The following is a 22,533-nucleotide window of genomic DNA, read 5'->3' as shown; positions in this document are numbered from 1 at the left end:
GAATCTATTTTCAAATATATAAATGAATAGACTGTTTTACGATTCACTTTTTAGTTGTACTTTAAATTGTAAAAAATATCCCCATATACTAGCGAGTTTCGTTAGACTTAATCACATATTTTGTTTAGACTGTGAAAATTTGTTTAAGCAAGTAACAATTTTTTGACAAATGGAGAACGTAATGTCATTGAACGGTTCAGATCAAGATCCTTGGGGTAAGCCAGGACAGAAAAAGCCAGAAAATCATCGTCCTGATAATGAGAATGGGCAATCCAATTGGAACGATAATTCACGTGGCAAACAAAATAATCAAGAACAGTCGCCACCAGATATTGAGGAGATGTTTAATAATCTTCTGAAAAAACTGGGTGGTACTGGTAATGGTGGGAAACGTAATAATTCAAGTCAGTCTCCTTCACTTAATCTAGGGAAGTTATTACCTGTCGCTGCAGTTGTTGCTGCACTGGTTTGGGGTGGAAGTGGTTTTTATACAGTAAAAGAAGCGGAACGTGGTGTTGTAATGCGTTTTGGCGAGTTACATTCCATTGTACAACCTGGTTTAAACTGGAAACCAACCTTTATTGATCGTGTGATCCCTGTTAATGTGGAGCAAGTGAAAGAATTAAGAACCCAAGGGGCGATGCTTACACAAGATGAAAACATGGTGAAAGTCGAAATGACAGTACAATACCGTGTACATGATCCTGCGAAATATTTATTTAGTGTGACTAACGCTGACGATAGTTTGAACCAAGCAACGGATAGTGCCTTACGCTATGTGATTGGTCATATGTCCATGGATGATATTTTAACCACAGGTCGTTCAGTAGTACGTGAAAACACTTGGAAAACTTTGAATACCATTATTGAGTCTTATGATATGGGGCTTGAGGTTGTTGATGTTAACTTCCAATCTGCTCGTCCGCCAGAAGAAGTAAAAGATGCATTTGATGATGCTATCAAAGCACAAGAAGATGAGCAACGTTATATTCGTGAAGCAGAAGCCTATGCACGTGAACGTGAGCCAATTGCTCGTGGTGATGCACAACGTATTTTAGAAGAAGCAACCGCTTACAAAGATCGTGTGGTGCTCGATGCAAAGGGGGAAGTAGAACGTTTTGAGCGCTTATTACCTGAGTTTAAAGCTGCGCCAGAATTACTGCGTGAGCGCTTGTATATTCAAACGATGGAAAAAGTGATGGCAAATACGCCTAAAGTGATGCTCGATGCAAACAGTGGTAATAATTTGACAGTGTTGCCTCTGGAACAAATTTTAAAAGGGCAAACTTCAATGAAAGCAAAAGCAGGTCAAGAGAATCTAGAACAAAACCGTCCTGTGATGCGTATTGAAACACAACCTGCTATGCCTTCACATTCAGTTCCGTCAACAAGACAAGAGAATACTCGCCAAGGGAGATTTAACTAATGCGTAAATTTTTAACTCCAGTTATCCTGATTATTGCGGCAATTTTGTATTCTAGTATTGTCATTGTATCAGAAGGAACTCGTGGCATTATGCTTCGTTTTAGTAAAGTACACCGTGATGCAGATAATAAAGTTGTTGTGTATAACCCTGGTTTACATTTTAAAATTCCATTTATTGATTCCATAAAAATTCTAGATGCACGTATTCGTACTCTTGATGGTCAAGCAGATCGCTTTGTAACGGTAGAGAAAAAAGACTTATTAGTTGATTCTTACGTTAAATGGCGTATTAGCGATTTTGGTCGTTTTTATACCGCAACGGGTGGTGGTGATTATGCACAAGCCTCCAATTTATTACGCCGTAAAGTCAATGACCGTCTACGTTCTGAAATTGGTTCACGTACCATTAAAGATATTGTCTCTGGTACGCGTGGTGAATTAATGGAAGGTGCTCGTAAAGCACTGAATACAGGAGCGGATAGTACGGCTGAGTTAGGTATCGAAGTGGTTGATGTGCGTGTGAAACAAATTAACTTGCCAGATGAAGTATCATCATCTATTTATCAGCGTATGCGTGCAGAGCGTGATGCAGTAGCGCGTGAACATCGTTCACAAGGTCGTGAGAAAGCCGCTTTTATTCAAGCAGATGTTGATCGTAAAGTGACGCTCATTTTGGCGAATGCTAATAGAACTGCACAGGAGTTACGCGGTGCAGGTGATGCAACCGCAGCTAAAGTATTTTCTGATGCCTTTTCACAAGATCCACAATTTTATAGTTTCTTGAGAAGTTTAAAAGCTTATGAAAGTAGCTTTGCAAATTCAGAAAATATGATGATTTTAAAGCCTGATAGTGAATTTTTCCGTTTCATGAAGGCACCAACTAAATAATTATTGTGTCAATAAAAAAGGCGTTAGTTTTAAAACTAACGCCTTTTGTTTTTGAGAAGATTTTTTATTCTTCCAACATTAATTCTTTCAAATATTGAAAAATTTCACGATATGCTTTGGGTGGTTTATTTTGTGCTCTTTCTTTTTGTGCAGAACGGATTAAATGATGTAAATGTTGGCGATCTGCTTCAGGGTGTTGGTCTAAAAATTGTGTAAACTCATTATCATTTTCAATTAATGTATCACGTAATGTCTCGAGCTTATGCAACATTGCTTGCTGTTGATTATGTTTGTTTTCGAGTTTGTCTAATGCTTCTTGGATAGGCTCAACGTCGATGTTACGCAACAATTTACCAATATATTGTAGTTGGCGACGCTTTGCTTCTTTTTGTAAACGCTGTGCTAATTCGATTGCTTCTAATAGCTTCTCTTCGAGCGGAATTTTATCTAATTTTGCTTTGTTTAAATTGACTAGCTTTTCGCCTAGTTTTTTTAATGCTTCGGCATCACGCTTAATTTCACTTTTGCTCACCCAAATAATTTCTTCTTGTTCTTCAGAGTCCCAATCCGTGTTATCCCAATCAATGTTCTTTTTACCGCGCTTTGCCATTTTATTTCCTTTCTCTTACAAAAATAAGCTAACATTTTAGCATGAAAATCTAAAATAGGATAAAATGCCATAAATTTGTTTGAAGGAATCAATATGAAAAATACTGAGAAAGCAACCGCACTTTTACAGCAACAAGAGCAAGAATTGAGGGAGGCTGTGAGCTATGCGGTCGAAATTGCACAAAAAGCTGGCGCAACGGCCGAAGTGGCAGTGACTAAAGTCAGTGGTTTATCTGTGTCAACACGCTTACAAGAGATTGAAAATGTTGAGTTTAATAATGATGGGGCATTAGGTATTTCTGTCTATTTAGGGCATCAAAAAGGTAATGCTTCTACTTCTGATTTAAGCCATGATGCAATTAAAAATGCTGTAGAGGCTGCATTAGCAATTGCTAAACATACTTCACCTGATGAATGCGCAGGTTTAGCTGAGCATGAATTAATGGCATTTAATGCACCAAATCTAGACTTATACCATGCTGCAGACATGGATGTTGATCGTGCGGTAGAGTTAGCTTTAACAACAGAACAAGCCGCTTTAGAATATGATAAGCGTATTGTTAATAGTGAAGGTGCGGCATTTAACTCACATAGTGGCATACGTGTATATGGTAACAGCCATGGTATGTTGCAAAGTTATTTATCAAGCCGTTATTCCCTCTCTTGTTCTGTTATTGCTAGTGCTGAAGAACAATTAGAACGTGATTATGAATATACTATTTCACGTAATATAAACCACTTAGAAAGTGCTAATTGGGTCGGACAAAATTGTGCACAGAAAGTGTTAGCACGCCTACAACCTCAGAAGTTAGCTACACAACAAGTACCCGTTATCTTTATAAATGATGTAGCAACAGGTTTAATTAGTCATTTAGCTGCTGCAATTAGTGGGGGAAGTTTATATCGTAAAGCCAGTTTTTTATTAGATCATTTAGGCAAACAAGTCTTACCCGATTGGTTTCAGATCAGTGAGCGTCCACATTTAATTGGGCAATTAGCCTCATCTCCTTTTGATAGTGAAGGGGTACGTACTCAGAGTCGTGAAATTATTGAAAAAGGGATTCTACAAACTTATCTTTTAACCAGTTATAGTGGTAAAAAACTAGGTATGCAAAGCACAGGACATGCTGGTGGTATCCATAATTGGCTAGTGAAACCCAATGTAACGGGCGGACTACAAGCATTATTACGTCAAATGGGAACGGGGTTACTTGTCACTGAACTAATGGGACAGGGAGTAAATTTAGTGACAGGTGACTATTCACGTGGTGCAGCAGGTTTTTGGATTGAAAATGGTGAGATTCAATATCCTGTGGCTGAAATTACAATTGCAGGGCAATTGAAAGAAATGTTAGGTAATCTGATTGCTGTCTCTGATGATATTGAGCATCGATCTAATATTCAAACGGGATCAATTTTGGTAGAAAGTTTGAAAATATCAGGGGATTAATTTTTTAAAAATGAGAATGATTCCTATTGACAATAGTGAATTATTTGCTAAGATACACACATCTGTTAGAGATTCGGTTGGAAATGATAGAGTAGGTCGTTTTCAGTTAGGGTCATACTCCAAACAGGTAGAGTAGAAAGTAAATTCGTTAGGGTATTTGTGGGCTGAAGGTTTAAACTTCAGCCTTTTTTTTGTAGAATGCATTTTTACAATTCCTATATAAGGTAAAACAAAATGAAAAAACATCATGTTGGTATTTTAATCTCAGAAGAGAAAGTTCGCGCACGTATTCAAGAACTTGGTCGTGAAATTACGCAGTATTACCAACAAAAAGCAGTAGATAAATTGATCGTTGTTGGACTTTTACGTGGTTCATTTATGTTTATGGCGGATTTAGTCCGTGAAATTAACTTACCAGTTGAAATTGAATTTATGACAACTTCAAGCTATGGCAGTGGAATGACAACTAACCATGATGTAAAAATCAGTAAAGATTTAGATGGTGATATTCGAGATGAACATGTCTTGATTGTTGAAGATATTATTGATACAGGCTATACCTTACAAAAAGTACGTGAGATCTTGAAATTACGCGATCCAGCTTCTCTTACCATTTGTACTCTACTTGATAAACCATCTCGTCGTGAAGTTGAGGTTCCTGTGGAGTGGGTTGGCTTTACTATTCCCGATGAGTTTGTGGTAGGTTATGGTATTGATTATGCACAACGTTATCGTAATTTAGGTTACATTGGTCATGTTGTTTTAGAAGAATAAAATGATTTTTGAAAATTAAATTTAAAAAGGAGAACTTATGTATTTTGAGCAAATTAAAGCAGAGTTAAATGAAGCGGCAGCAGTTTTGGATAGGTTTATAAATGATGAAACTAACATGAAATTAATTCAGCAAGCGGCGTTGTTAATTTCGGATAGCTTTAAGCAAGGTGGAAAAGTGTTATCTTGTGGTAATGGTGGGTCACATTGTGATGCGATGCATTTTGCTGAAGAGCTAACAGGACGTTATCGAGAAAACCGCCCCGGTTATCCTGCTATTGCTATTTCAGATGTGAGTCATTTAAGCTGTGTGAGTAACGATTTTGGTTATGACTATGTTTTTTCACGTTATGTTGAAGCAGTGGGTCAAAAAGGTGATGTATTATTTGGGCTATCTACATCTGGCAACTCAAAAAATATTTTAAATGCTATCCAAGCGGCAAAAGAGAAAGGCATGAAAGTGATTGCATTAACAGGTAAAGATGGCGGAAAAATGGCGGGCTTGGCTGATGTTGAAATTAGAGTTCCTCATTTTGGTTATGCAGATAGAATCCAAGAAATTCATATTAAAGTTATCCATATTTTAATGATGTTAATTGAATTTGAGATGGCAAAAGAGAAATAGTTTTTGCTTCGACAACATAAAAGTGTGGTCAATTTTTTACTTTTTATATAAAACGTTCCTCAATCATAAGTATGGTTGAGGATTTTTTTATTCATGATAAATTTTTATACAAATTTTATTTGCATAATTATGCAATAAATATTAATATTATTTCAGTTTTGAAAATATAGAGATTTTTAAGTAATGGCAATTAGCGTTAAAAATTTAAACTTTTTTTATGGATCTTCCCAAGCATTGTTTGATATTAGCCTTACAGCAGAGGAAGGGGATACTGTGATATTATTAGGTCCAAGTGGTGCAGGAAAAAGTACATTAATCCGCACATTGAATTTATTAGAAGTGCCTACTTCAGGAGAATTAGTCATTGCAAAGAATAAATTTGATTTATCAGTAGCTATGACTAATCCAAATCAAATTTGTCGTTTACGCCAAGATGTTGGAATGGTGTTTCAACAATATAATTTATGGCCACATTTGACCGTAATTGAGAATTTAATTGAAGCACCTAAAAAAGTATTGAAGTTAGATGATCAATCTGCGAGAAAACAAGCATTAGAATTATTGAAACGTTTACGTTTGGAACAATTTGCAGATCGTTTTCCATTACATTTATCTGGAGGACAACAACAACGTGTGGCAATTGCTAGAGCTTTGATGATGAAACCACAAGTGTTGTTATTTGATGAACCGACTGCTGCACTTGATCCAGAGATTACAGCACAAGTTGTGGATATTATTAAAGAATTACAGCAGACGGGCATTACTCAAGTTATTGTTACTCATGAGGTGTCGGTCGCTAAGAAAGTAGCAACGAAAGTTGTCTATATGGAACAAGGACATATTATTGAAATGGGCGATGCAAGCTGTTTTGAGCACCCTAAAACAGAGCAATTTAAACAATATTTATCACACTAAAATAAGGACACAACATGAAAAAATTACTTTTAACCGCACTTTTAGCAAGCACCGCATTTGCTACGACAGCTAAAGACATTACTTTTGCAATGGAGCCAAGTTATCCACCATTTGAGTTAACTAATGAGAAGGGAGAAATTATTGGTTTTGATGTGGATATTGCTAATGCAATTTGTAAAGAAATCCAAGCAACCTGTCATTTTAAAGGACAAGCGTTTGATAGTTTAATTACAGGGTTACGTTCTAAACATTTTGATGCTGCAATTTCTGCCATTGACATTACAGAAGCTCGCGCAAAACAAGTAAGTTTTAGTGAGCCTTATTACGATAGTTCAACGAGCTTTATTACAGTAAAAGATAAGTTTACTGATTTAGCACAAGTAAAAAAAGTAGGTGTGCAAAATGGCACAACTTATCAGCAATATATTGTTGCTGAAGCAAAACAATATCAACCAGTACCTTATGCAAGTTTACAAAATGCAATACTTGATTTGAAAAATGGTCGTATTGATGTCATTTTTGGTGATACGGCAGTATTGGTTGATATGTTACAAAAAGAAGAAAATCTTGCCTTTATTGGTGATAAAGTGACGAACCAAAAATATTTTGGTAATGGTTTTGGTATTGCTGTAAATAAAGCAAGTAAAGAATTATTAGCTGATCTTAATAAAGGATTAGCGGTCATTAAAGCAAATGGTGAATACCAAAAAATTTATGATAAATGGATGACAAAATAATCGATTATGTTTTTTGATTATCTTTCTTTGATGTATAGCGCAACCCTAATGACCTTAGGGTTAGCGCTTTGTTCATTAATTGTTGGTCTTATTTTGTCTGTGCTATTCGTTGTGTTAGAAACAAGTAAATGGACATTGATTCGTAAGCCAACTTCTATTGTAGTGACATTATTACGTGGCTTACCTGAGATTCTTGTTGTATTGCTAATTTATTTTGGCTCAACTGAAGTAGTTGAATTTATAACGGGTGAATTTATCCAATTTAGTGCTTTTAGTTGTGGTGTATTTGCACTTTCTATTATTTTTGCCGCTTATGCTTCTCAATCGCTACGTGGTGCAATTCAAGCAATTCCTCTGGGACAGTGGGAGTCTGGGGCAGCTTTAGGATTAAGTCGTGGTTATACTTTTATTCATATTGTGATGCCACAAGTTTGGCGTCATGCACTACCTGGATTAAGTAATCAATGGCTCGTCTTATTAAAGGATACCGCACTTGTTTCTTTAATTGGAGTAGAAGATTTAATGCGCCAAGCTGAATTAATTAATACTGTTACGCACCAACCTTTTACTTGGTATGGCATCTCTGCATTATTGTATTTAATGATCACTTTAGTAAGTCAGTTTATTATTCGTAAGTTGGAACTGCGTTTTACTCATTTTGAGCGAGAGGTGAAATAATGTTTCAAGAATATTTTATGGTGATTATTCAAGGTATTCCAACGAGTTTAGTGTTGACGGTTGTTTCTTTGGCTATTGCGTTTCTACTAGCATTGCTATTCACTTTTGGTTTATCTATTGGTAATAAATTAATTAAATGTGCGATTAATGTTTATCTCACTTTATTTACAGGTACGCCATTATTAGTTCAGTTTTTCTTGATTTATTCAGGTCCTGGGCAGTTTCAATGGATAGTGGATAGTGCATTATGGCCATTGTTATCTGATGCATGGTTTTGTGCAATGTTGACATTAGCATTAAACAGTGCAGCTTATTCAACTCAACTTTTTCATGGTGCAGTCAAAGCAATTGGTAAAGGGCAGTGGGAGAGCTGTGCTGCATTGGGCTTTACTCGTTTAGAAACATTGAAAATTTTAATGCCTTATGCCCTAAAACGTGCATTGCCATCTTATACTAATGAAATTATTTTAGTATTTAAAGGTACTGCATTAGCTTCTACTATCACTATTATGGATATTATGGGCTATGCTCGACAACTTTATGGCACGGAATATGATGCCTTAACTATTTATGGTATTACTGGTGCAATTTATTTAGCTATTACCGCAATTGCGACAGTGTTATTAAGAAAACTTGAAACAAAAGTACTTGCATTTGAACGTTTAGAGGCTGAAAAAGCATAACTGAGCGGAGAGAGACGAACAGTAGGAAAAAAGCGAATTTTGTTTAAAATTCGCTTTTTTATTGATAAATAGGCAGTTAATTTACAATCCAGCTTGCAATACTAATAACTAACGCAAAAATGATGAACCACACTATATGCAGTTTAGCACTTTGTTTATTTATTTCTTCGTTATGTAGACGTCGTTCTTCTAATTTTTGTCGATAAAGAGTTAAGTCCTCTTCCTTAAATGAAAAGCCACAATTAGGGCAACTTACTGCACTATCACTCACCTTGTGTCGACATTCAGGACAACGATGTAAAGCCATTTTTTCCTCTCTTTATTATTTTTTTCTTCAAATCCTATCATAGCACTATGAAAAGTGCGGTTATTTTTTACAAATTTTAAACAAAAATAGCCTAGTTAAAGCAATCTATCTTATATTAAAGGAAATAGATAAGTGTTTAAATCGTGATAGGTATCACAAAGTTGTAAATATTTTGTGATGCTAATTTATTATACAGTTTACTTGCTTGTAACAAGTGAAATAAAATACACAAAGCTTTTTATAAGAAAAGTTGTTCAAATATTTAATCTATTAAAATAGGTACTTCATTATGTTATGGTTCTTCTTTTGTGTTGCAATCTTGCTGCTTGGTTATTTTGTATACGGAAAATTTATTGAAAAGGTCTTTGTGATCAATCCGAAAAAGACAACACCAGCTTACAGCATGAATGATGGTGTTGACTATATGCCAATGTCAACTAAGAAAATTTGGTTAATTCAATTATTAAATATTGCTGGTACGGGGCCTATTTTTGGTCCAATCCTAGGGGCACTATATGGGCCTGTCGCTATGTTGTGGATTGTGATTGGTTGTATTTTTGCAGGTGCTGTACATGATTATTTCTGTGGTATGTTGAGTGTTCGTAATGGTGGTGCGTCTATGCCAACATTAGCTGGTCGCTATTTAGGTGCACCAGTAAAAGCATTTATTAATTTACTTGCAGTAGTGTTATTACTTTTAGTTGGTGTGGTATTTGTTGCGAGTCCTGCAAAATTATTAAGTACCATTACTATGGACAATTTAGGTGTTGTTGAAAGTGCAGGTGCAGCAGCAACTGTATTTGGTTATGACGCTGCGACAGTCTTAGTGATCTGGACGACAATCATCTTTGTTTATTATATCGTTGCGACATTATTACCAATTGATAAAATCATCGGTCGTATTTATCCTTTATTTGGTGCATTATTACTCTTTATGACATTTGGTATGATGTATGGTTTGGTCAGCAGCCATTTAAACTCTGCAGAACCAATCGAGTTTTTCCGCACAGTCGGTGGCTTAGATTTTGAGAAATTCTTCCAAAATCTACAGCCAAAAGGTGATTTACCAATCTGGCCATTATTATTCTTAACTATTTCTTGTGGTGCTTTATCAGGTTTCCATGCTACACAAACACCATTGATGGCACGTTGTGCTCAAAATGAAAAAGAAGGGCGTTTCATTTTTTATGGCGCAATGATTGCAGAGGGTGTGATTGCCTTGGTATGGTGTGCAGTAGGTTTAAGTTTCTACCAAGATCCAACAGAATTACAAGCCGCTATCGCAGCAGGTTCACCATCAAAAGTTGTTTATGATTCTTCAATTTACTTTTTAGGTGCTGTCGGTGGTGTGTTTGCAATTTTAGGTGTTGTTGTGTTACCAATTACGTCTGGTGATACAGCTTTCCGTGCGGCACGTTTGATTATTGCTGAGTTCTTCAAATTTGAACAAAAAACATTGGTTAAACGTTTGGTGATTGCTGTTCCATTATTCGTCTTAGGTTTTATCGTATCGAAAATTGACTTTAGCGTATTATGGCGTTATTTCAGCTGGGCAAACCAAACAACTGCAATGGTTATGTTATGGACTGCTGCTGCTTACTTATTCCGTTATGGTAAATTCCATTGGGTATGTACTTTACCTGCGATGTTTATCAGCACAGTATGTTTCACATATTTAGCTTACAACAAAATTGGTTTCAACTTAGATTATCAACTTTCAGTTTATATTGGTTTAGGTTTAACTGTATTTTGTAGCATCTTATTCTTTACTGTATTGAAACCAATTGCCAAAGGTGATCCAGACGCATTGGTAGATGATTTAGTTAAACAATAATCAATTTACTTTAAGTATTTACCACACCCTATCATCTATATTGATGATAGGGTGTTTTTTTATTGTTTTTTCTTATGAGTTTTTTCATTGCGGGATATTGTATTGCTTCCTTTTGGAACTAATGAAAAATATACAAAACTTTACGCCTGAAATTATTAAATTGCTTGCAAGTTAAGCAAACTAATAATAAACTTAATAAAAGTGGTAATAAGTGGAGTTTTGTGGTAAAAGTTGGCAAAAATTCCTAAATTTCATCTTGTAACAATCACAAAAGGGAAACAATGATGTTTCGTGGCGCGTCAGCAGTTAACTTAGATTCGAAAGGTCGTATTGCGATCCCGACCCGTTATCGTGCTGAAATCCTAGAACAGAATGCTGGTCAAATGGTCTGCACTGTGGATATTCGCCAACCTTGTTTGTTACTTTATCCATTAAAAGAATGGGAATTAGTCGAGCAAAAACTTTTAGCACTATCAAATTTCGATCCAAATCAACGTAGTTTACAACGCGTCATGTTAGGTTATGCCACCGAATGTGAGTTAGATAGTGCTGGACGTATTTTAATTAGTGGTCCATTACGCCATCACGCTAAATTAGAAAAAAGCCTCATGCTTGTTGGGCAATTAAATAAATTTGAAATTTGGAGCGATGCAGAATGGCAAGCTCAAATTGAAAAAGATATGGCGTTAGGTGCAAGTGGTCAATTTGCACTATCTGAAGAATTAAAAATGCTGTCATTATAAAGAAAGATATTTTTCTCATAATAGAACAGCAGCACTAGCAAAAGATAAGCGGTGCTTAGCACCGCATTATCTTACCTTAAATATTTATTCTTTTTATTTTTGTACCATTGGTAATTGTTATGAATAAGCAAAATACTTTTTCATCATCTGAACATATCACCGTTTTATTGCATGAAGCGGTTGATGGTTTGGCATTGAAAGAAAAAGGTATTTATATTGATGGTACATTCGGACGAGGTGGGCATTCTCGTTTAATCCTTTCCCAGCTTGCAGATGATGGTCGTTTAATTGCGATTGATCGTGACCCACGAGCTATTGTTGAAGCAAATAAAATTGAAGATCCACGTTTTCATATTGAACATAACAGTTTTTCTGCGATTCCAGCAATTTGTGAAAGATTAGGGCTAGTAGGCAAGATAGACGGTATTTTATTAGATCTGGGCGTATCTTCTCCACAACTTGATGAGGCTGAACGTGGTTTTAGTTTTATGAAGGATGGTCCATTAGATATGCGAATGGATACGACACAAGGTCAATCTGCAGCTCAGTGGTTACAGCAAGTCTCAGAGCAGGATTTGGCTTGGGTACTAAAAACTTTTGGTGAAGAGCGTTTTGCTAAGCGTATTGCTCATGCTGTCGTTAGCTACAACAAAAGTGCGTTACAAAATGGTACTGAACCTTTAACTCGAACATTACAGCTAGCAGAGCTTATTGCTAATACTGTGCCTTTTAAGGATAAGCATAAACACCCTGCTACGCGAACTTTTCAGGCTATTCGTATTTTTATTAATTCTGAATTAGATGAGTTAGAAAGCGTATTGCAATCAGCATTAGCAGTATTAGCAAAAAAAGGCCGTCTATCTATCATCAGCTTTCACTCACTCGAAGATCGCATGGTGAAACACTTCATGCGCAAGCAAAGTAAAGGTGAGAATCTACCAAAAGGTTTACCATTACGCGATGACCAAATTAAACGTACACAAACGTTAAAGACTATTGGTAAAGCAATTATGCCAAGTGAACAAGAACAAGCTTACAATCCTCGTTCAAGAAGTGCCGTATTACGTATTGCGGAGAAGATTTAATGCTAGAAAATAATGATCGCTATCCGCTACAAAATATTATTTTAGAAGATTTATTTCATGCAAATAAAACGATTATGGCTTTATTGTTATTGATTGTGATTACAGCATTAGCGACGATTTGGATGACACACCAGACACGTATTTTAGTTGCTGAAAAAGGGCAGTTAGTCTTAGAACATCAAGCTCTTGAAAATGAATATTTGAATTTAAAATTAGAAGAAGCAACGCAAAGTGATAATACGCGTATTGAGGCGATTGCGAGTCAATTAGGTATGAAGCGAGTTCAACCAGAACAAGAAGTGTTGATCCTAGAGTAATATTTGAGGATAACAGTATGGTTAAATTTAATACGACAAAGAAAATCAAACGAGCAAAGAGTGTAAAAATTGCAAAAAATGATGCGATTAAACTGAATAAACCGAAAGTCGTTTATGAAAACAGTTTTTTGAAATGGCGTTATTTTTTCTCGTTAGCAGTAATTATGAGCTGCTTAGTCGTGTTAATTGGTAAAGCAGCAAATGTACAAATTATTAATGCAGATTCGTTAGCAGATGAAGCGGATAAACGTTCTTTACGCACACAAGAAATTCAGTCTGTAAGAGGTTCAATTTTAGATCGTCACGGACAATTACTCTCAGTTAGTGTACCAATGTATTCTATTGTTGCTGATCCTAAAGATATTTTTGAGAAAAATTCTTTAGTAGATAAAGAGCGTTGGAAAGCTTTAGCTGAGGCTTTAGGGGTTTCTTATAGTGAAATTATTAAGCGTATTGAAAAAAATCCAAAATCACGTTTTGTCTATCTTTCACGCCAAGTGTCACCAACCGTTGCTGATTATGTTAGAGAATTGAAATTAAAAGGCATTGTGTTGAAAAATGAAGCTCGTCGTTTTTACCCACGTGTTGAGGAAGTCGCTCATTTGATTGGCTACACCAATATTGATGGTGAAGGGATTGAAGGAATTGAAAAGAGTTTTAATTCATTGTTGATCGGAAGATCGGGCTCTCGGACTTATCGTAAAGATAAATTTGGCAATATTGTTGAGAATATTGCTGATGTTAAAAAATATGATGCTCAAGATGTTACTTTAAGTATTGATGAAAAATTACAATCCATGGTCTATCGTGAGATTAAAAAAGCAGTTGCAGAAAATAAAGCAGAATCTGGTACAGCTGTATTAGTCGATGTTCGTACGGGTGAAGTATTAGCCATGGCAAATGCGCCTTCTTATAACCCAAATAATCGTGTTGGTGTGAAGGCTGATTTAATGCGTAACCGTGCAATTACGGATACTTTTGAACCTGGCTCGACAGTAAAACCTTTTGTCGTACTTGCTGCATTGCAGCGCGGGGCAGCAAAGCGTAATGAGATTATTAATACGGGTCCTTTAGTTCTGAATGGACATGAAATAAGAGATGTTGCGCCTCGCGATCAGTTGACATTAGATGGGATTTTAGAACATTCAAGTAACCGTGGTGTAAGTCGATTAGCGTTGCGTATGCCGCCAAATGCATTAATGGAAACTTATATGAATGCGGGCTTAGGGAAACCAACGGATCTAGGTCTAATCGGTGAGCAATCAGGCTTACTAAATGCAAACCGTAAACGTTGGTCTGATATTGAACGTGCTAACGTTGCTTATGGTTATGGTATCAACGCTACACCATTACAAATTGCACGAGCTTATGTGACGTTAGGCAGCTTTGGCATTTATCGTCCACTTTCTATCACTAAAGTTGATCCTCCAGTTATTGGTCAGCGTGTGTATTCTGAAAAAATTACACGTGAAGTAGTGAATATGATGGAAAAAGTAGCGATTAAAAATAAAAAAGCAATGGTAGAAGGATACCGTGTTGGGATTAAAACAGGAACGGCAAAAAAACTTGAGAATGGTCGCTATGTAGATAAATATATTGCTTATACTGCAGGCGTCGCGCCTATTTCAGATCCTCGTTATGCTTTGATTGTGTTAATTAATGATCCCAAAGCAGGTCAATATTACGGTGGCGCAATTTCAGCACCAGTATTCTCAAATATTATGGGTTATGCTTTGAGAACCAATAATATTCCACCTGATGCAATGCCACAAGAGAAAACAGCAAGACGTGTTGTACGTTTGAATAGTGATAATGGAACAAAAACTAATTAAGAAAAAATTATGCGAAAATTGACCGCACTTTTGGGGCAAGTTGAACTTGCCCCAAACATTGAACTTACGGAAATGATTTTAGACAGTCGAGCTGTACAGCAAGGCTGTCTTTTTGTTGCTCTAAAAGGGCATCAAGTAGATGGTCGTTACTACATTGCACAAGCGATTGAAAATGGTGCATGTGCTGTATTATCTGAAGCTGATATACCAACACAACATTTGCAAGTTCGTTTTGAACAAGATGTTCCTATCATTTCTTTTTATCAACTGAGTCAGCATTTATCACAGTTAGCTAATCTTTTTTACAATCATCCTTCACAAGGACTAACTTTAGTTGGTGTGACGGGAACGAATGGTAAAACCACAATCTCACAACTTTTAGCTCAGTGGACAACATTGCTTGGGCATAAAAGTGCTGTTATGGGAACTATTGGAAATGGGCTTTGGGGGCAAGTAAAAGAAGCTGCTAATACGACAGGATCTGCTGTTGAAATTCAATCTTCATTAGCTCAATTTGTAAAGCAAGGTGCTGATTTTGCTGCAATTGAAGTGTCTTCGCATGGCCTCGTACAACATCGTGTTGAGGCACTTGATTTTGATGTTGCAATTTTTACAAATTTGAGCCGTGACCATCTTGACTACCATCATACGATGGAAAATTACGCATTAGCAAAAAAACGTTTATTTACTGAATTAAAGCCAAAATATCAAGTTATTAATGCAGATGATGAAATGGGTATTACTTGGTTGAAAGAGTTACCAGATGCTGTGGCTGTAAGTCGTTTTCCCGATTTCCAAACTAACCAAGCAAAATGGCTAAAAGCAACACATGTTGATTTTACACATCAAGGTGCAGTGATTCAGTTTGAGTCAAGCTGGGGTGGTGGTAAGTTACACAGCCATTTGATTGGTGAATTTAATGTGAGTAATTTATTACTTGTTTTGGCCACCTTACTTTCATTAGGTTATGACATGTCACAATTAGTGAGTTCAGTCTCGCAATTAACAGGTGTTTGTGGACGTATGGAAATGTTAAATACAGAACAACATGCCACTGCGATTGTAGATTATGCTCATACGCCAGATGCATTAGAAAAAGCATTACAAGCGGCACGTTTACATTGCCATGGTCAGTTGTGGTGTGTGTTTGGCTGTGGTGGCGATCGTGATCGTGGTAAACGCCCTTTAATGGCAAAAATTGCTGAACAATTCGCAGATAATGTCATTGTGACGGATGATAATCCTCGTACTGAGTCACCTACTCAGATTATTAAGGATATTTTAGCTGGTTTTATTGCACCAAATGTTGTAGATGTCATTAATGATCGCGAAAAAGCGATTGCTTTTGCTATTCAACACGCCACAAAAGATGATGTAATTTTGATTGCGGGCAAGGGGCATGAAGATTATCAAATTATCGGAAAACAAAAGCAGCATTTTTCTGATCAAGAAACTGTTAGAAAATATTTTAATATGAGTTATCAAGATGCTTAAACTAACAACAAACCAATTGGCTGACATTTTACATGCACGACTTGTAGGTAGCCCCGATGTAGTAATACAAAGTATTAATACTGATACACGTCAAGCCGTAAGTGAAAGTCTTTTTTTCGCACTAAAAGGCGAGCATTTTGATGCGCACAATTATTTAGGCCAAGCGATTGAGCAAGGTGCTTGTGCATTAGTTGTTGAACAAGTTAATTTAGAACTTTCGGTACCTCAGCTTATTGTTGAAGATACACGTCTTGCTTTAGGAAAATTAGCAAAATGGGTGAAAACTGCTATTTCACCTTTAACCGTTGCGATGACAGGCTCATCAGGTAAAACTACGGTGAAAGAAATGACAGCCAGTATCTTACAAAGTGCGGTCGGTTTTGACAAAGTTTTGTTTACACAAGGCAATTTTAACAATGACATTGGGGTACCTTTAACTTTATTACGCTTGACGGAACAACATCGCTTCGCAGTGATTGAACTTGGCGCGAATCATCAAGGTGAAATTGCTTATACTACCGATTTAGTTCAGCCGAATGTAGCGTTAGTGAATAATGTTGCTGCCGCACATTTAGAGGGGTTTGGTAGTCTTGACGGCGTAGCAAAGGCGAAAGGAGAAATCTTTCGTGGTTTGTCCGCAGATGGTATTGCGATTATTAATAAAGACTATGATTACAGTGCGTCGATGTGGGCGGTAGAGATTGGCAAGCGTCAAAGACAATATTTTGCATATCAAGATACGGAAGCAGATTTTTATGCTGATAACATTCGGTTTACTGAGTCTGGCTCAGTATTTGACTTGCACACTCCAGCTGGGCAAATACAAATTAAGTTACCTTATTTAGGTGAACATAATATAAAAAATGCATTAGCAGCCACAGCATTAACAATGAATGTCGGTGCAAATTTAGAACAGGTTAAACAAGGTTTAGAAGTGCGCTCACAAGTCAAAGGACGTTTATTTCCTATACAGCCTTGCACTAATTTACTGTTATTAGATGATACTTATAATGCGAATGTAGACTCATTACAATCTGCGATTAATGTGCTAAAAAAATATTCAGCTTTTCGCATTTTAGTGGTTGGCGATATGGCAGAATTAGGCGAAAATACACAATTTTGTCATCAGCAAGTTGCAAATTATGCAAAAGCGGCGGAATTAGAATTAGTGTTATCTTTTGGCTCAGAAAGCGCATCTATTTCTCAGGCTTGTTTTGGGCAACATTTTACTGAAAAAGCTGAACTCTGTGCTTATTTAATGACTTTGATTAAAGAAAAATTAAAACAAAATCAAAAAATTGTATTGTTAGCAAAAGGATCACGTCGAATGAAAATGGAAGATGTGATTAATACTTTGAAGGATAATTTTGTATGTTAGTCTGGCTCGGTGAGTTTTTACAGCAATATCACAGTGGATTTAATGTGATTTCTTATATTACAGTACGTGCAATTCTTGCATTACTAACAGCACTTTTGTTGTCGTTATGGATTGGTCCAAAAGTGATTCGTCGTTTACAACTATTAAAATTTGGTCAAGAAGTGCGTAATGATGGTCCAGAAAGTCATTTTAGTAAGCGTGGCACGCCAACAATGGGTGGTGTGATGATTTTATTTTCTATTGGGGTGAGTACTATTTTATGGGCAAACTTAGCCAATCCTTATATTTGGTTTAGTTTGTTTGTGTTACTGGGGTATGGTGCAGTAGGTTTTGTCGATGATTATCGTAAAATTACACGTAAAAATACCGATGGTTTGATTGCGCGTTGGAAATATTTTTGGTTATCTGCCATTGCGCTAGTGGCTGTTTTTGGCATGTACGCCTTAGGTAAAGATACTGATGCAACACGTTTGGTCGTACCGTTTTTTAAAGAAGTTATGCCTCAATTAGGTTTATTCTATATTGTACTAGCTTATTTTGTGATTGTTGGTACGAGTAATGCTGTGAATTTAACCGATGGTTTAGACGGCTTAGCGATTATGCCAACAGTTTTTGTCGCAGGTGCATTTGCGCTAATTGCATGGGCAACAGGTAACATTAATTTTGCTGAGTATTTGCATATTCCTTATATTAAATTTAGCGCTGAATTAGTTGTATTTTGTACTGCTATTGTCGGGGCTGGGCTAGGTTTTCTGTGGTTTAATACATATCCAGCTCAAGTGTTTATGGGCGATGTTGGGTCTCTTGCGCTTGGTGGTGCATTAGGTGTCGTTGCAGTATTAGTACGTCAAGAGTTTTTATTAGTGATTATGGGTGGTGTTTTTGTCGTTGAAACATTATCGGTGATTTTACAAGTCGGTTCTTATAAATTACGTAAACAACGTATTTTTCGTATGGCACCTATTCACCATCATTTTGAGTTAAAAGGATGGCCAGAGCCACGTGTCATTGTACGCTTTTGGATTATTTCTTTAATGCTTGTTTTAATTGGTTTAGTAACTTTAAAACTGCGTTAATGATAGAAAATGATAAGAGAAAAACCATGCAAACTTCTTATAAAAATAAAAAAGTCTGTGTTATTGGATTGGGTAAAACTGGTTTATCTTGTGTTGATTTTTTGGTGACAAAAGAAGCTGATGTACGTGTTATTGATACACGGCAACAACCAGCTGGCGCAGAACAATTACCAAAATATATACCACTACATACTGGAAGTTTAAATCAGACATGGTTACTAGAAAGTGATTTGATAGTGATTAGTCCTGGACTGGCAGTTAAAACAGCTGAAATTCAGACCGCACTTGCAGCTGGGATAGAAGTCGTTGGTGATATTGAATTATTTTGTCGTGAAGCAGATAAACCAATAATCGCAATTACAGGATCTAATGGAAAAAGTACTGTAACTTCATTAGTCGCAGAAATGGCAAAAGCAGCGGGCTTGAAAGTCGGGATGGGAGGTAATATTGGTATTCCTGCTCTTTCTTTATTAGATGAAGTTTACGATATTTATGTCCTAGAGCTCTCTAGCTTTCAACTAGAAACGACTTATAGCTTACAAGCAACATCTGCAACAGTATTAAATGTGAGTGAAGATCACATGAATCGCTATGTTGATTTGGAAGATTATCGTCAGGCTAAGCTAAAAATTTATCACAATACAAAAACAGCAATCATTAATATAGAAGATCCTTTAACGACAACGGAATACTTAAAAAATGTTGTCAGTTTTGGTGAAAAGCATGCTGATTATTGGTTAAAAACTGAAAATAGCCAGCAATATTTAATGGCAAAAGAGCAAATAATTTTGTCTTGTGATGAAATGAAATTAGTTGGTCGCCATAATTACATGAATGCGTTAGCTTCGGTAGCTTTGGCACAAGCAGCTAATATCGATTTAGGCGGTATTCGTAGTGCATTACGTAGTTTTGCGGGGTTAGCTCATCGTTTTCAATTAGCCCATATGGCTCATGGAGTGCGTTGGATTAATGACTCTAAAGCAACAAATGTGGGAAGTACTGTTGCCGCATTAACAGGTTTACAAGTAGAGGGGAATTTACATTTGCTCTTAGGAGGGGATGGTAAAGGTGCTGATTTTTCAGAATTAGCACAGTTAATCAATCAGCCACATATCTACTGTTATTGTTTTGGACAAGATGGTCCGAAATTAGCCAAATTATCAGAGCAAAGCCAACTTTTTAACACTATGGAGCAAGCTATTACTCAGTTACGCTTGAATTTAACGCCAGGCGATATAGTGCTGCTGTCGCCTGCCTGTGCGAGTTTAGATCAGTTTCCAAGTTTTGAAAAACGTGGTGAAGTATTTACTCATTTAGCTCAATTAAGTTAGGTCGTCGCAATGCAATTTCTAGAAGAAGTAAAACAGCAATATGACCGTTGGGTGCGTATTACTCCGACTAACCTGTTGTACGATCGAGCCTTACTTTGGTTATTTATTGTATTACTTTTAATCGGATTATTAGCAGTTTCTTCGGCGTCTATTCCTGTTGGTACACGCCTATTTAAAGATCCATTTCATTTTGCTAAACGGGATGCGATTTATGTTTTCTTGTCTTGTGTGACTTGCTATTTATGCGTACAGATTCCAATCGAAAAATGGGAAAAATGGCATGTACGTCTCTTTGCTTTAGCGCTATTTTTATTAGTCATTGTTTTAATCCCTGGTATCGGCTTATCTGTTAATGGTGCTCGACGTTGGATTCCAATGATATTATTTAATTTTCAGCCAGCAGAATTTGCTAAGTTAGCACTCACTTGTTTTCTGGCCAGCTACTTTACTCGTAAATATGATGAGGTTCGCAGTCGTAAATTAAGTGCTTTTAAGCCTTTTGCATTGATGGGCATCATGGGGGCATTTTTACTTCTACAACCTGACTTAGGTAGTACTGTTGTTCTTTTTGTGATTACTTTTGGTTTGTTATTCATTGTTGGCGCGAATTTTTGGCAGTTTATAGGGTTAGCTGCGTTTGGTGGTCTTTTATTTGTTTGGCTTGTACTTTCCTCTGCTTATCGTCTAAAACGTTTTACGGGTTTTTTAGATCCATTTAAAGATCCTTATGGTACAGGTTTTCAGTTGTCTAATTCACTTATGGCATTTGGTCGTGGTGAATGGGGTGGCGAAGGATTGGGCAATTCGATTCAAAAATTAGAGTATTTGCCAGAAGCACATACTGACTTTGTTATGGCTGTCGTTGGTGAAGAGTTCGGTTTTTTCGGTATTGTAGTCATTGTTATTTTACTGGGTTTATTAATTTTACGTGCGATGAAAATTGGGCGTGAATCCTTATTATTAGAGCAACGTTTCAGAGGCTTTTTAGCGTTTGGTATTAGTTTTTGGATTTTCTTTCAAGGTTTTGTCAATTTAGGTATGTCACTAGGCTTATTACCGACCAAAGGACTTACTTTTCCTTTGATCAGTTATGGTGGCTCAAGTTTGATTATTATGTCGATGACAGTTGGCTTACTACTTCGTATCGATCATGAAAACCGTTTAATGCAAATTGGCCAAGCGCGTTTGCGTGATGATTAGAAGGTGTCAAAAATTGACCGCACTTTTGTCAAAAGTGGATATCAATGAGTAAACCGTGAATAAGATAAAAAGGAAAAAAACGTGGCAGAGCAAAATAAAAGATTGTTAGTGATGGCAGGTGGAACAGGAGGACATGTGTTCCCTGCAATTGCTGTTGCACAATGTTTACAAAAACAAGGTTGGGAAATCTGTTGGTTAGGCACAAAAGATCGTATGGAGGCTCAACTCGTTCCAAAACATGGGATTCCAATCCGATTTATTCAAATCTCAGGGTTACGTGGTAAAGGTATTAAAGCATTACTTGCAGCACCTTTTGCTATTTTTCGTGCAGTATTACAAGCTCGACAAATTATTAAAACCTATCAGCCTCATGCTGTATTAGGTATGGGTGGATATGTTTCTGGGCCAGGTGGAATTGCAGCAAAACTTTGTGGCGTGCCTGTAATTTTACATGAACAAAATGCTGTAGCGGGATTAACAAATAGTTGGTTAGCTAAAATTGCAAGACGTGTGTTACAAGCTTTTCCAACTGCTTTTCCAACTGCTGAAGTTGTCGGTAATCCTGTTCGTCAAGATTTATTTTTACAACCTACACCAGATCAACGTTTTGCTGGGCGTGAAGGTAAATTACGTGTTTTAGTTGTTGGGGGAAGCCAAGGGGCGAGAATATTAAACCATACTTTACCACAAGTTGTTGAGCAATTGAGAGATAAGCTTGAAGTACGGCATCAAGTAGGGAAAGGTGCTGTAGAGGAAGTTCAGGGATTATATTCTTCTCATGCTACTGTGAGTGTAACGGAGTTTATTGATGATATGGCGGAAGCTTATGCATGGGCAGATCTTGTTATTTGCCGTTCTGGTGCATTAACGGTTTGTGAATTAGCAGCAGTTGGTACAGCTGCGATCTTTGTACCCTTTCAACATAAAGATCAGCAACAATATTTAAATGCAAAATATTTGGCAGATGTTGGTGCAGCTGAAATTATCCAGCAAAAAGAGTTGAGTACTCAGACATTAGTCGATTTAGTGAGTCAATTTGATCGCGAAAAATTACGTATCATGGCAAATAAAGCTAAAGCAATGGCAAGACCTCTTGCCGCGCAACGTGTAGCTGAAGTGATCATTGAGGAAGCGAATTAACAAGTAGGACAGAAA

22 protein-coding genes are annotated in these 22,533 nt (G+C 36.7%); 20 read left to right on the top strand and 2 right to left on the bottom strand.

Features of this window, described 5'->3' with window-relative positions; translation table 11 throughout:
- Positions 1 to 181: 181 nt before the first annotated feature.
- Positions 182 to 1,426 (top strand): FtsH protease activity modulator HflK, encoded by a 1,245-nt coding sequence (gene hflK / locus K7G93_RS05885; RefSeq protein ID WP_160531330.1) that lies wholly within the window; start codon positions 182 to 184, stop codon positions 1,424 to 1,426.
- Positions 1,426 to 2,313: a protease modulator HflC gene (gene hflC / locus K7G93_RS05880; RefSeq protein ID WP_191134469.1), complete on the top strand. Its 888-nt coding sequence runs from the start codon at positions 1,426 to 1,428 to the stop codon at positions 2,311 to 2,313. The genes hflK and hflC overlap by 1 nt, the downstream gene beginning before the upstream one ends.
- A gap of 64 nt (positions 2,314 to 2,377) precedes the next feature.
- Here the strand turns inward: hflC and yjgA are convergent, their stop codons facing one another.
- The gene (gene yjgA / locus K7G93_RS05875) at positions 2,378 to 2,923 is read right to left on the bottom strand and encodes a ribosome biogenesis factor YjgA (RefSeq protein WP_115323002.1); all 546 of its coding nucleotides are present in this window, start codon (positions 2,921 to 2,923) and stop codon (positions 2,378 to 2,380) included.
- A gap of 93 nt (positions 2,924 to 3,016) precedes the next feature.
- Between yjgA and pmbA the strand changes: the two genes are divergently transcribed.
- From pmbA to artM, 7 genes are all read left to right on the top strand, one after another.
- Entirely contained in the window at positions 3,017 to 4,372 is a 1,356-nt protein-coding gene (gene pmbA, locus K7G93_RS05870) for a metalloprotease PmbA (RefSeq protein WP_226690644.1), read from the top strand.
- Positions 4,373 to 4,606: 234 nt separating this feature from the next.
- Entirely contained in the window at positions 4,607 to 5,146 is a 540-nt protein-coding gene (hpt, locus tag K7G93_RS05865) for a hypoxanthine phosphoribosyltransferase (protein ID WP_049216200.1), read from the top strand.
- A gap of 37 nt (positions 5,147 to 5,183) precedes the next feature.
- A complete protein-coding gene (lpcA, locus tag K7G93_RS05860) occupies positions 5,184 to 5,768 on the top strand; it encodes a D-sedoheptulose 7-phosphate isomerase (protein WP_224045584.1) in 585 nt (194 codons plus the stop codon).
- Between the two features lie 183 nt (positions 5,769 to 5,951).
- Positions 5,952 to 6,683 carry an arginine ABC transporter ATP-binding protein ArtP gene (gene artP / locus K7G93_RS05855; RefSeq protein ID WP_226690645.1) on the top strand — a complete coding sequence of 244 codons (732 nt, stop codon included), beginning with the start codon at positions 5,952 to 5,954 and terminating at the stop codon, positions 6,681 to 6,683.
- Between the two features lie 14 nt (positions 6,684 to 6,697).
- A complete protein-coding gene (locus K7G93_RS05850; protein ID WP_049216197.1) occupies positions 6,698 to 7,420 on the top strand; it encodes a lysine/arginine/ornithine ABC transporter substrate-binding protein in 723 nt (240 codons plus the stop codon).
- Positions 7,421 to 7,426: 6 nt separating this feature from the next.
- Positions 7,427 to 8,098, top strand: coding sequence for an arginine ABC transporter permease ArtQ (gene artQ / locus K7G93_RS05845; RefSeq protein ID WP_226690646.1), 672 nt, complete (start codon positions 7,427 to 7,429; stop codon positions 8,096 to 8,098).
- A complete protein-coding gene (gene artM / locus K7G93_RS05840) occupies positions 8,098 to 8,781 on the top strand; it encodes an arginine ABC transporter permease ArtM (protein ID WP_226690647.1) in 684 nt (227 codons plus the stop codon). The genes artQ and artM overlap by 1 nt, the downstream gene beginning before the upstream one ends.
- Before the next feature lie 76 nt (positions 8,782 to 8,857).
- On the opposite strand, the gene K7G93_RS05835 is transcribed toward artM, so the two are convergent.
- Positions 8,858 to 9,088 (bottom strand): zinc ribbon domain-containing protein, encoded by a 231-nt coding sequence (locus K7G93_RS05835; RefSeq protein ID WP_191134466.1) that lies wholly within the window; start codon positions 9,086 to 9,088, stop codon positions 8,858 to 8,860.
- 289 nt (positions 9,089 to 9,377) lie between these two features.
- Here K7G93_RS05835 and K7G93_RS05830 point away from each other — a divergent pair, with 289 nt between their 5' ends.
- The 11 genes from K7G93_RS05830 to murG all read left to right on the top strand — a co-directional run bounded on the left by K7G93_RS05830 (position 9,378) and on the right by murG (position 22,518).
- Positions 9,378 to 10,922 (top strand): carbon starvation CstA family protein, encoded by a 1,545-nt coding sequence (locus tag K7G93_RS05830; protein WP_115322996.1) that lies wholly within the window; start codon positions 9,378 to 9,380, stop codon positions 10,920 to 10,922.
- Positions 10,923 to 11,206: 284 nt separating this feature from the next.
- Positions 11,207 to 11,665 (top strand): division/cell wall cluster transcriptional repressor MraZ, encoded by a 459-nt coding sequence (gene mraZ / locus K7G93_RS05825; protein WP_049216192.1) that lies wholly within the window; start codon positions 11,207 to 11,209, stop codon positions 11,663 to 11,665.
- Positions 11,666 to 11,784: 119 nt separating this feature from the next.
- Entirely contained in the window at positions 11,785 to 12,750 is a 966-nt protein-coding gene (gene rsmH, locus K7G93_RS05820; RefSeq protein WP_226690648.1) for a 16S rRNA (cytosine(1402)-N(4))-methyltransferase RsmH, read from the top strand.
- Positions 12,750 to 13,067, top strand: coding sequence for a cell division protein FtsL (ftsL, locus tag K7G93_RS05815; protein WP_049216190.1), 318 nt, complete (start codon positions 12,750 to 12,752; stop codon positions 13,065 to 13,067). Before rsmH ends, ftsL begins: the two co-directional genes overlap by 1 nt.
- Before the next feature lie 17 nt (positions 13,068 to 13,084).
- Positions 13,085 to 14,899: a penicillin-binding transpeptidase domain-containing protein gene (locus tag K7G93_RS05810; protein WP_049216189.1), complete on the top strand. Its 1,815-nt coding sequence runs from the start codon at positions 13,085 to 13,087 to the stop codon at positions 14,897 to 14,899.
- A gap of 9 nt (positions 14,900 to 14,908) precedes the next feature.
- A complete protein-coding gene (gene murE, locus K7G93_RS05805; RefSeq protein ID WP_226690649.1) occupies positions 14,909 to 16,393 on the top strand; it encodes a UDP-N-acetylmuramoyl-L-alanyl-D-glutamate--2,6-diaminopimelate ligase in 1,485 nt (494 codons plus the stop codon).
- Positions 16,386 to 17,771 (top strand): UDP-N-acetylmuramoyl-tripeptide--D-alanyl-D-alanine ligase, encoded by a 1,386-nt coding sequence (gene murF / locus K7G93_RS05800; RefSeq protein WP_228400328.1) that lies wholly within the window; start codon positions 16,386 to 16,388, stop codon positions 17,769 to 17,771. The genes murE and murF overlap by 8 nt, the downstream gene beginning before the upstream one ends.
- Complete coding sequence (gene mraY, locus K7G93_RS05795) at positions 17,765 to 18,847, top strand: phospho-N-acetylmuramoyl-pentapeptide-transferase (protein WP_160531339.1); 1,083 nt, start codon at positions 17,765 to 17,767, stop codon at positions 18,845 to 18,847. The genes murF and mraY overlap by 7 nt, the downstream gene beginning before the upstream one ends.
- A 26-nt stretch (positions 18,848 to 18,873) precedes the next feature.
- Positions 18,874 to 20,178, top strand: coding sequence for a UDP-N-acetylmuramoyl-L-alanine--D-glutamate ligase (gene murD / locus K7G93_RS05790; RefSeq protein WP_226690651.1), 1,305 nt, complete (start codon positions 18,874 to 18,876; stop codon positions 20,176 to 20,178).
- 9 nt (positions 20,179 to 20,187) lie between these two features.
- Positions 20,188 to 21,378: a putative lipid II flippase FtsW gene (gene ftsW / locus K7G93_RS05785; RefSeq protein ID WP_049216183.1), complete on the top strand. Its 1,191-nt coding sequence runs from the start codon at positions 20,188 to 20,190 to the stop codon at positions 21,376 to 21,378.
- A gap of 81 nt (positions 21,379 to 21,459) precedes the next feature.
- Positions 21,460 to 22,518, top strand: coding sequence for an undecaprenyldiphospho-muramoylpentapeptide beta-N-acetylglucosaminyltransferase (murG, locus tag K7G93_RS05780; protein ID WP_226690652.1), 1,059 nt, complete (start codon positions 21,460 to 21,462; stop codon positions 22,516 to 22,518).
- Positions 22,519 to 22,533: the final 15 nt, after the last annotated feature.

The organism is Pasteurella canis, from assembly GCF_020810675.1.
GTDB classification, from domain to species: domain Bacteria; phylum Pseudomonadota; class Gammaproteobacteria; order Enterobacterales; family Pasteurellaceae; genus Pasteurella; species Pasteurella canis.
The sequence above is the reverse complement of the archived record's forward strand: the minus strand, read 5'-3'. Positions and strand labels throughout refer to the sequence as shown.

Excerpts from the sequence above, each read along its gene's own strand:
- ftsW (WP_049216183.1), top strand. The coding sequence starts at position 20,188 with ATGCAATTTCTAGAAGAAGTAAAACAGCAATATGACCGTTGGGTGCGT.
- mraY (WP_160531339.1), top strand. The coding sequence starts at position 17,765 with ATGTTAGTCTGGCTCGGTGAGTTTTTACAGCAATATCACAGTGGATTT.
- K7G93_RS05835 (WP_191134466.1), bottom strand. The coding sequence starts at position 9,088 with ATGGCTTTACATCGTTGTCCTGAATGTCGACACAAGGTGAGTGATAGT.
- lpcA (WP_224045584.1), top strand. The coding sequence starts at position 5,184 with ATGTATTTTGAGCAAATTAAAGCAGAGTTAAATGAAGCGGCAGCAGTT.
- artP (WP_226690645.1), top strand. The coding sequence starts at position 5,952 with ATGGCAATTAGCGTTAAAAATTTAAACTTTTTTTATGGATCTTCCCAA.
- mraZ (WP_049216192.1), top strand. The coding sequence starts at position 11,207 with ATGTTTCGTGGCGCGTCAGCAGTTAACTTAGATTCGAAAGGTCGTATT.
- artQ (WP_226690646.1), top strand. The coding sequence starts at position 7,427 with ATGTTTTTTGATTATCTTTCTTTGATGTATAGCGCAACCCTAATGACC.
- yjgA (WP_115323002.1), bottom strand. The coding sequence starts at position 2,923 with ATGGCAAAGCGCGGTAAAAAGAACATTGATTGGGATAACACGGATTGG.
- rsmH (WP_226690648.1), top strand. The coding sequence starts at position 11,785 with ATGAATAAGCAAAATACTTTTTCATCATCTGAACATATCACCGTTTTA.
- hflK (WP_160531330.1), top strand. The coding sequence starts at position 182 with ATGTCATTGAACGGTTCAGATCAAGATCCTTGGGGTAAGCCAGGACAG.
- murF (WP_228400328.1), top strand. The coding sequence starts at position 16,386 with ATGCTTAAACTAACAACAAACCAATTGGCTGACATTTTACATGCACGA.
- ftsL (WP_049216190.1), top strand. The coding sequence starts at position 12,750 with ATGCTAGAAAATAATGATCGCTATCCGCTACAAAATATTATTTTAGAA.
- hpt (WP_049216200.1), top strand. The coding sequence starts at position 4,607 with ATGAAAAAACATCATGTTGGTATTTTAATCTCAGAAGAGAAAGTTCGC.
- K7G93_RS05850 (WP_049216197.1), top strand. The coding sequence starts at position 6,698 with ATGAAAAAATTACTTTTAACCGCACTTTTAGCAAGCACCGCATTTGCT.
- murE (WP_226690649.1), top strand. The coding sequence starts at position 14,909 with ATGCGAAAATTGACCGCACTTTTGGGGCAAGTTGAACTTGCCCCAAAC.
- artM (WP_226690647.1), top strand. The coding sequence starts at position 8,098 with ATGTTTCAAGAATATTTTATGGTGATTATTCAAGGTATTCCAACGAGT.
- hflC (WP_191134469.1), top strand. The coding sequence starts at position 1,426 with ATGCGTAAATTTTTAACTCCAGTTATCCTGATTATTGCGGCAATTTTG.
- murD (WP_226690651.1), top strand. The coding sequence starts at position 18,874 with ATGCAAACTTCTTATAAAAATAAAAAAGTCTGTGTTATTGGATTGGGT.
- pmbA (WP_226690644.1), top strand. The coding sequence starts at position 3,017 with ATGAAAAATACTGAGAAAGCAACCGCACTTTTACAGCAACAAGAGCAA.
- K7G93_RS05830 (WP_115322996.1), top strand. The coding sequence starts at position 9,378 with ATGTTATGGTTCTTCTTTTGTGTTGCAATCTTGCTGCTTGGTTATTTT.
- K7G93_RS05810 (WP_049216189.1), top strand. The coding sequence starts at position 13,085 with ATGGTTAAATTTAATACGACAAAGAAAATCAAACGAGCAAAGAGTGTA.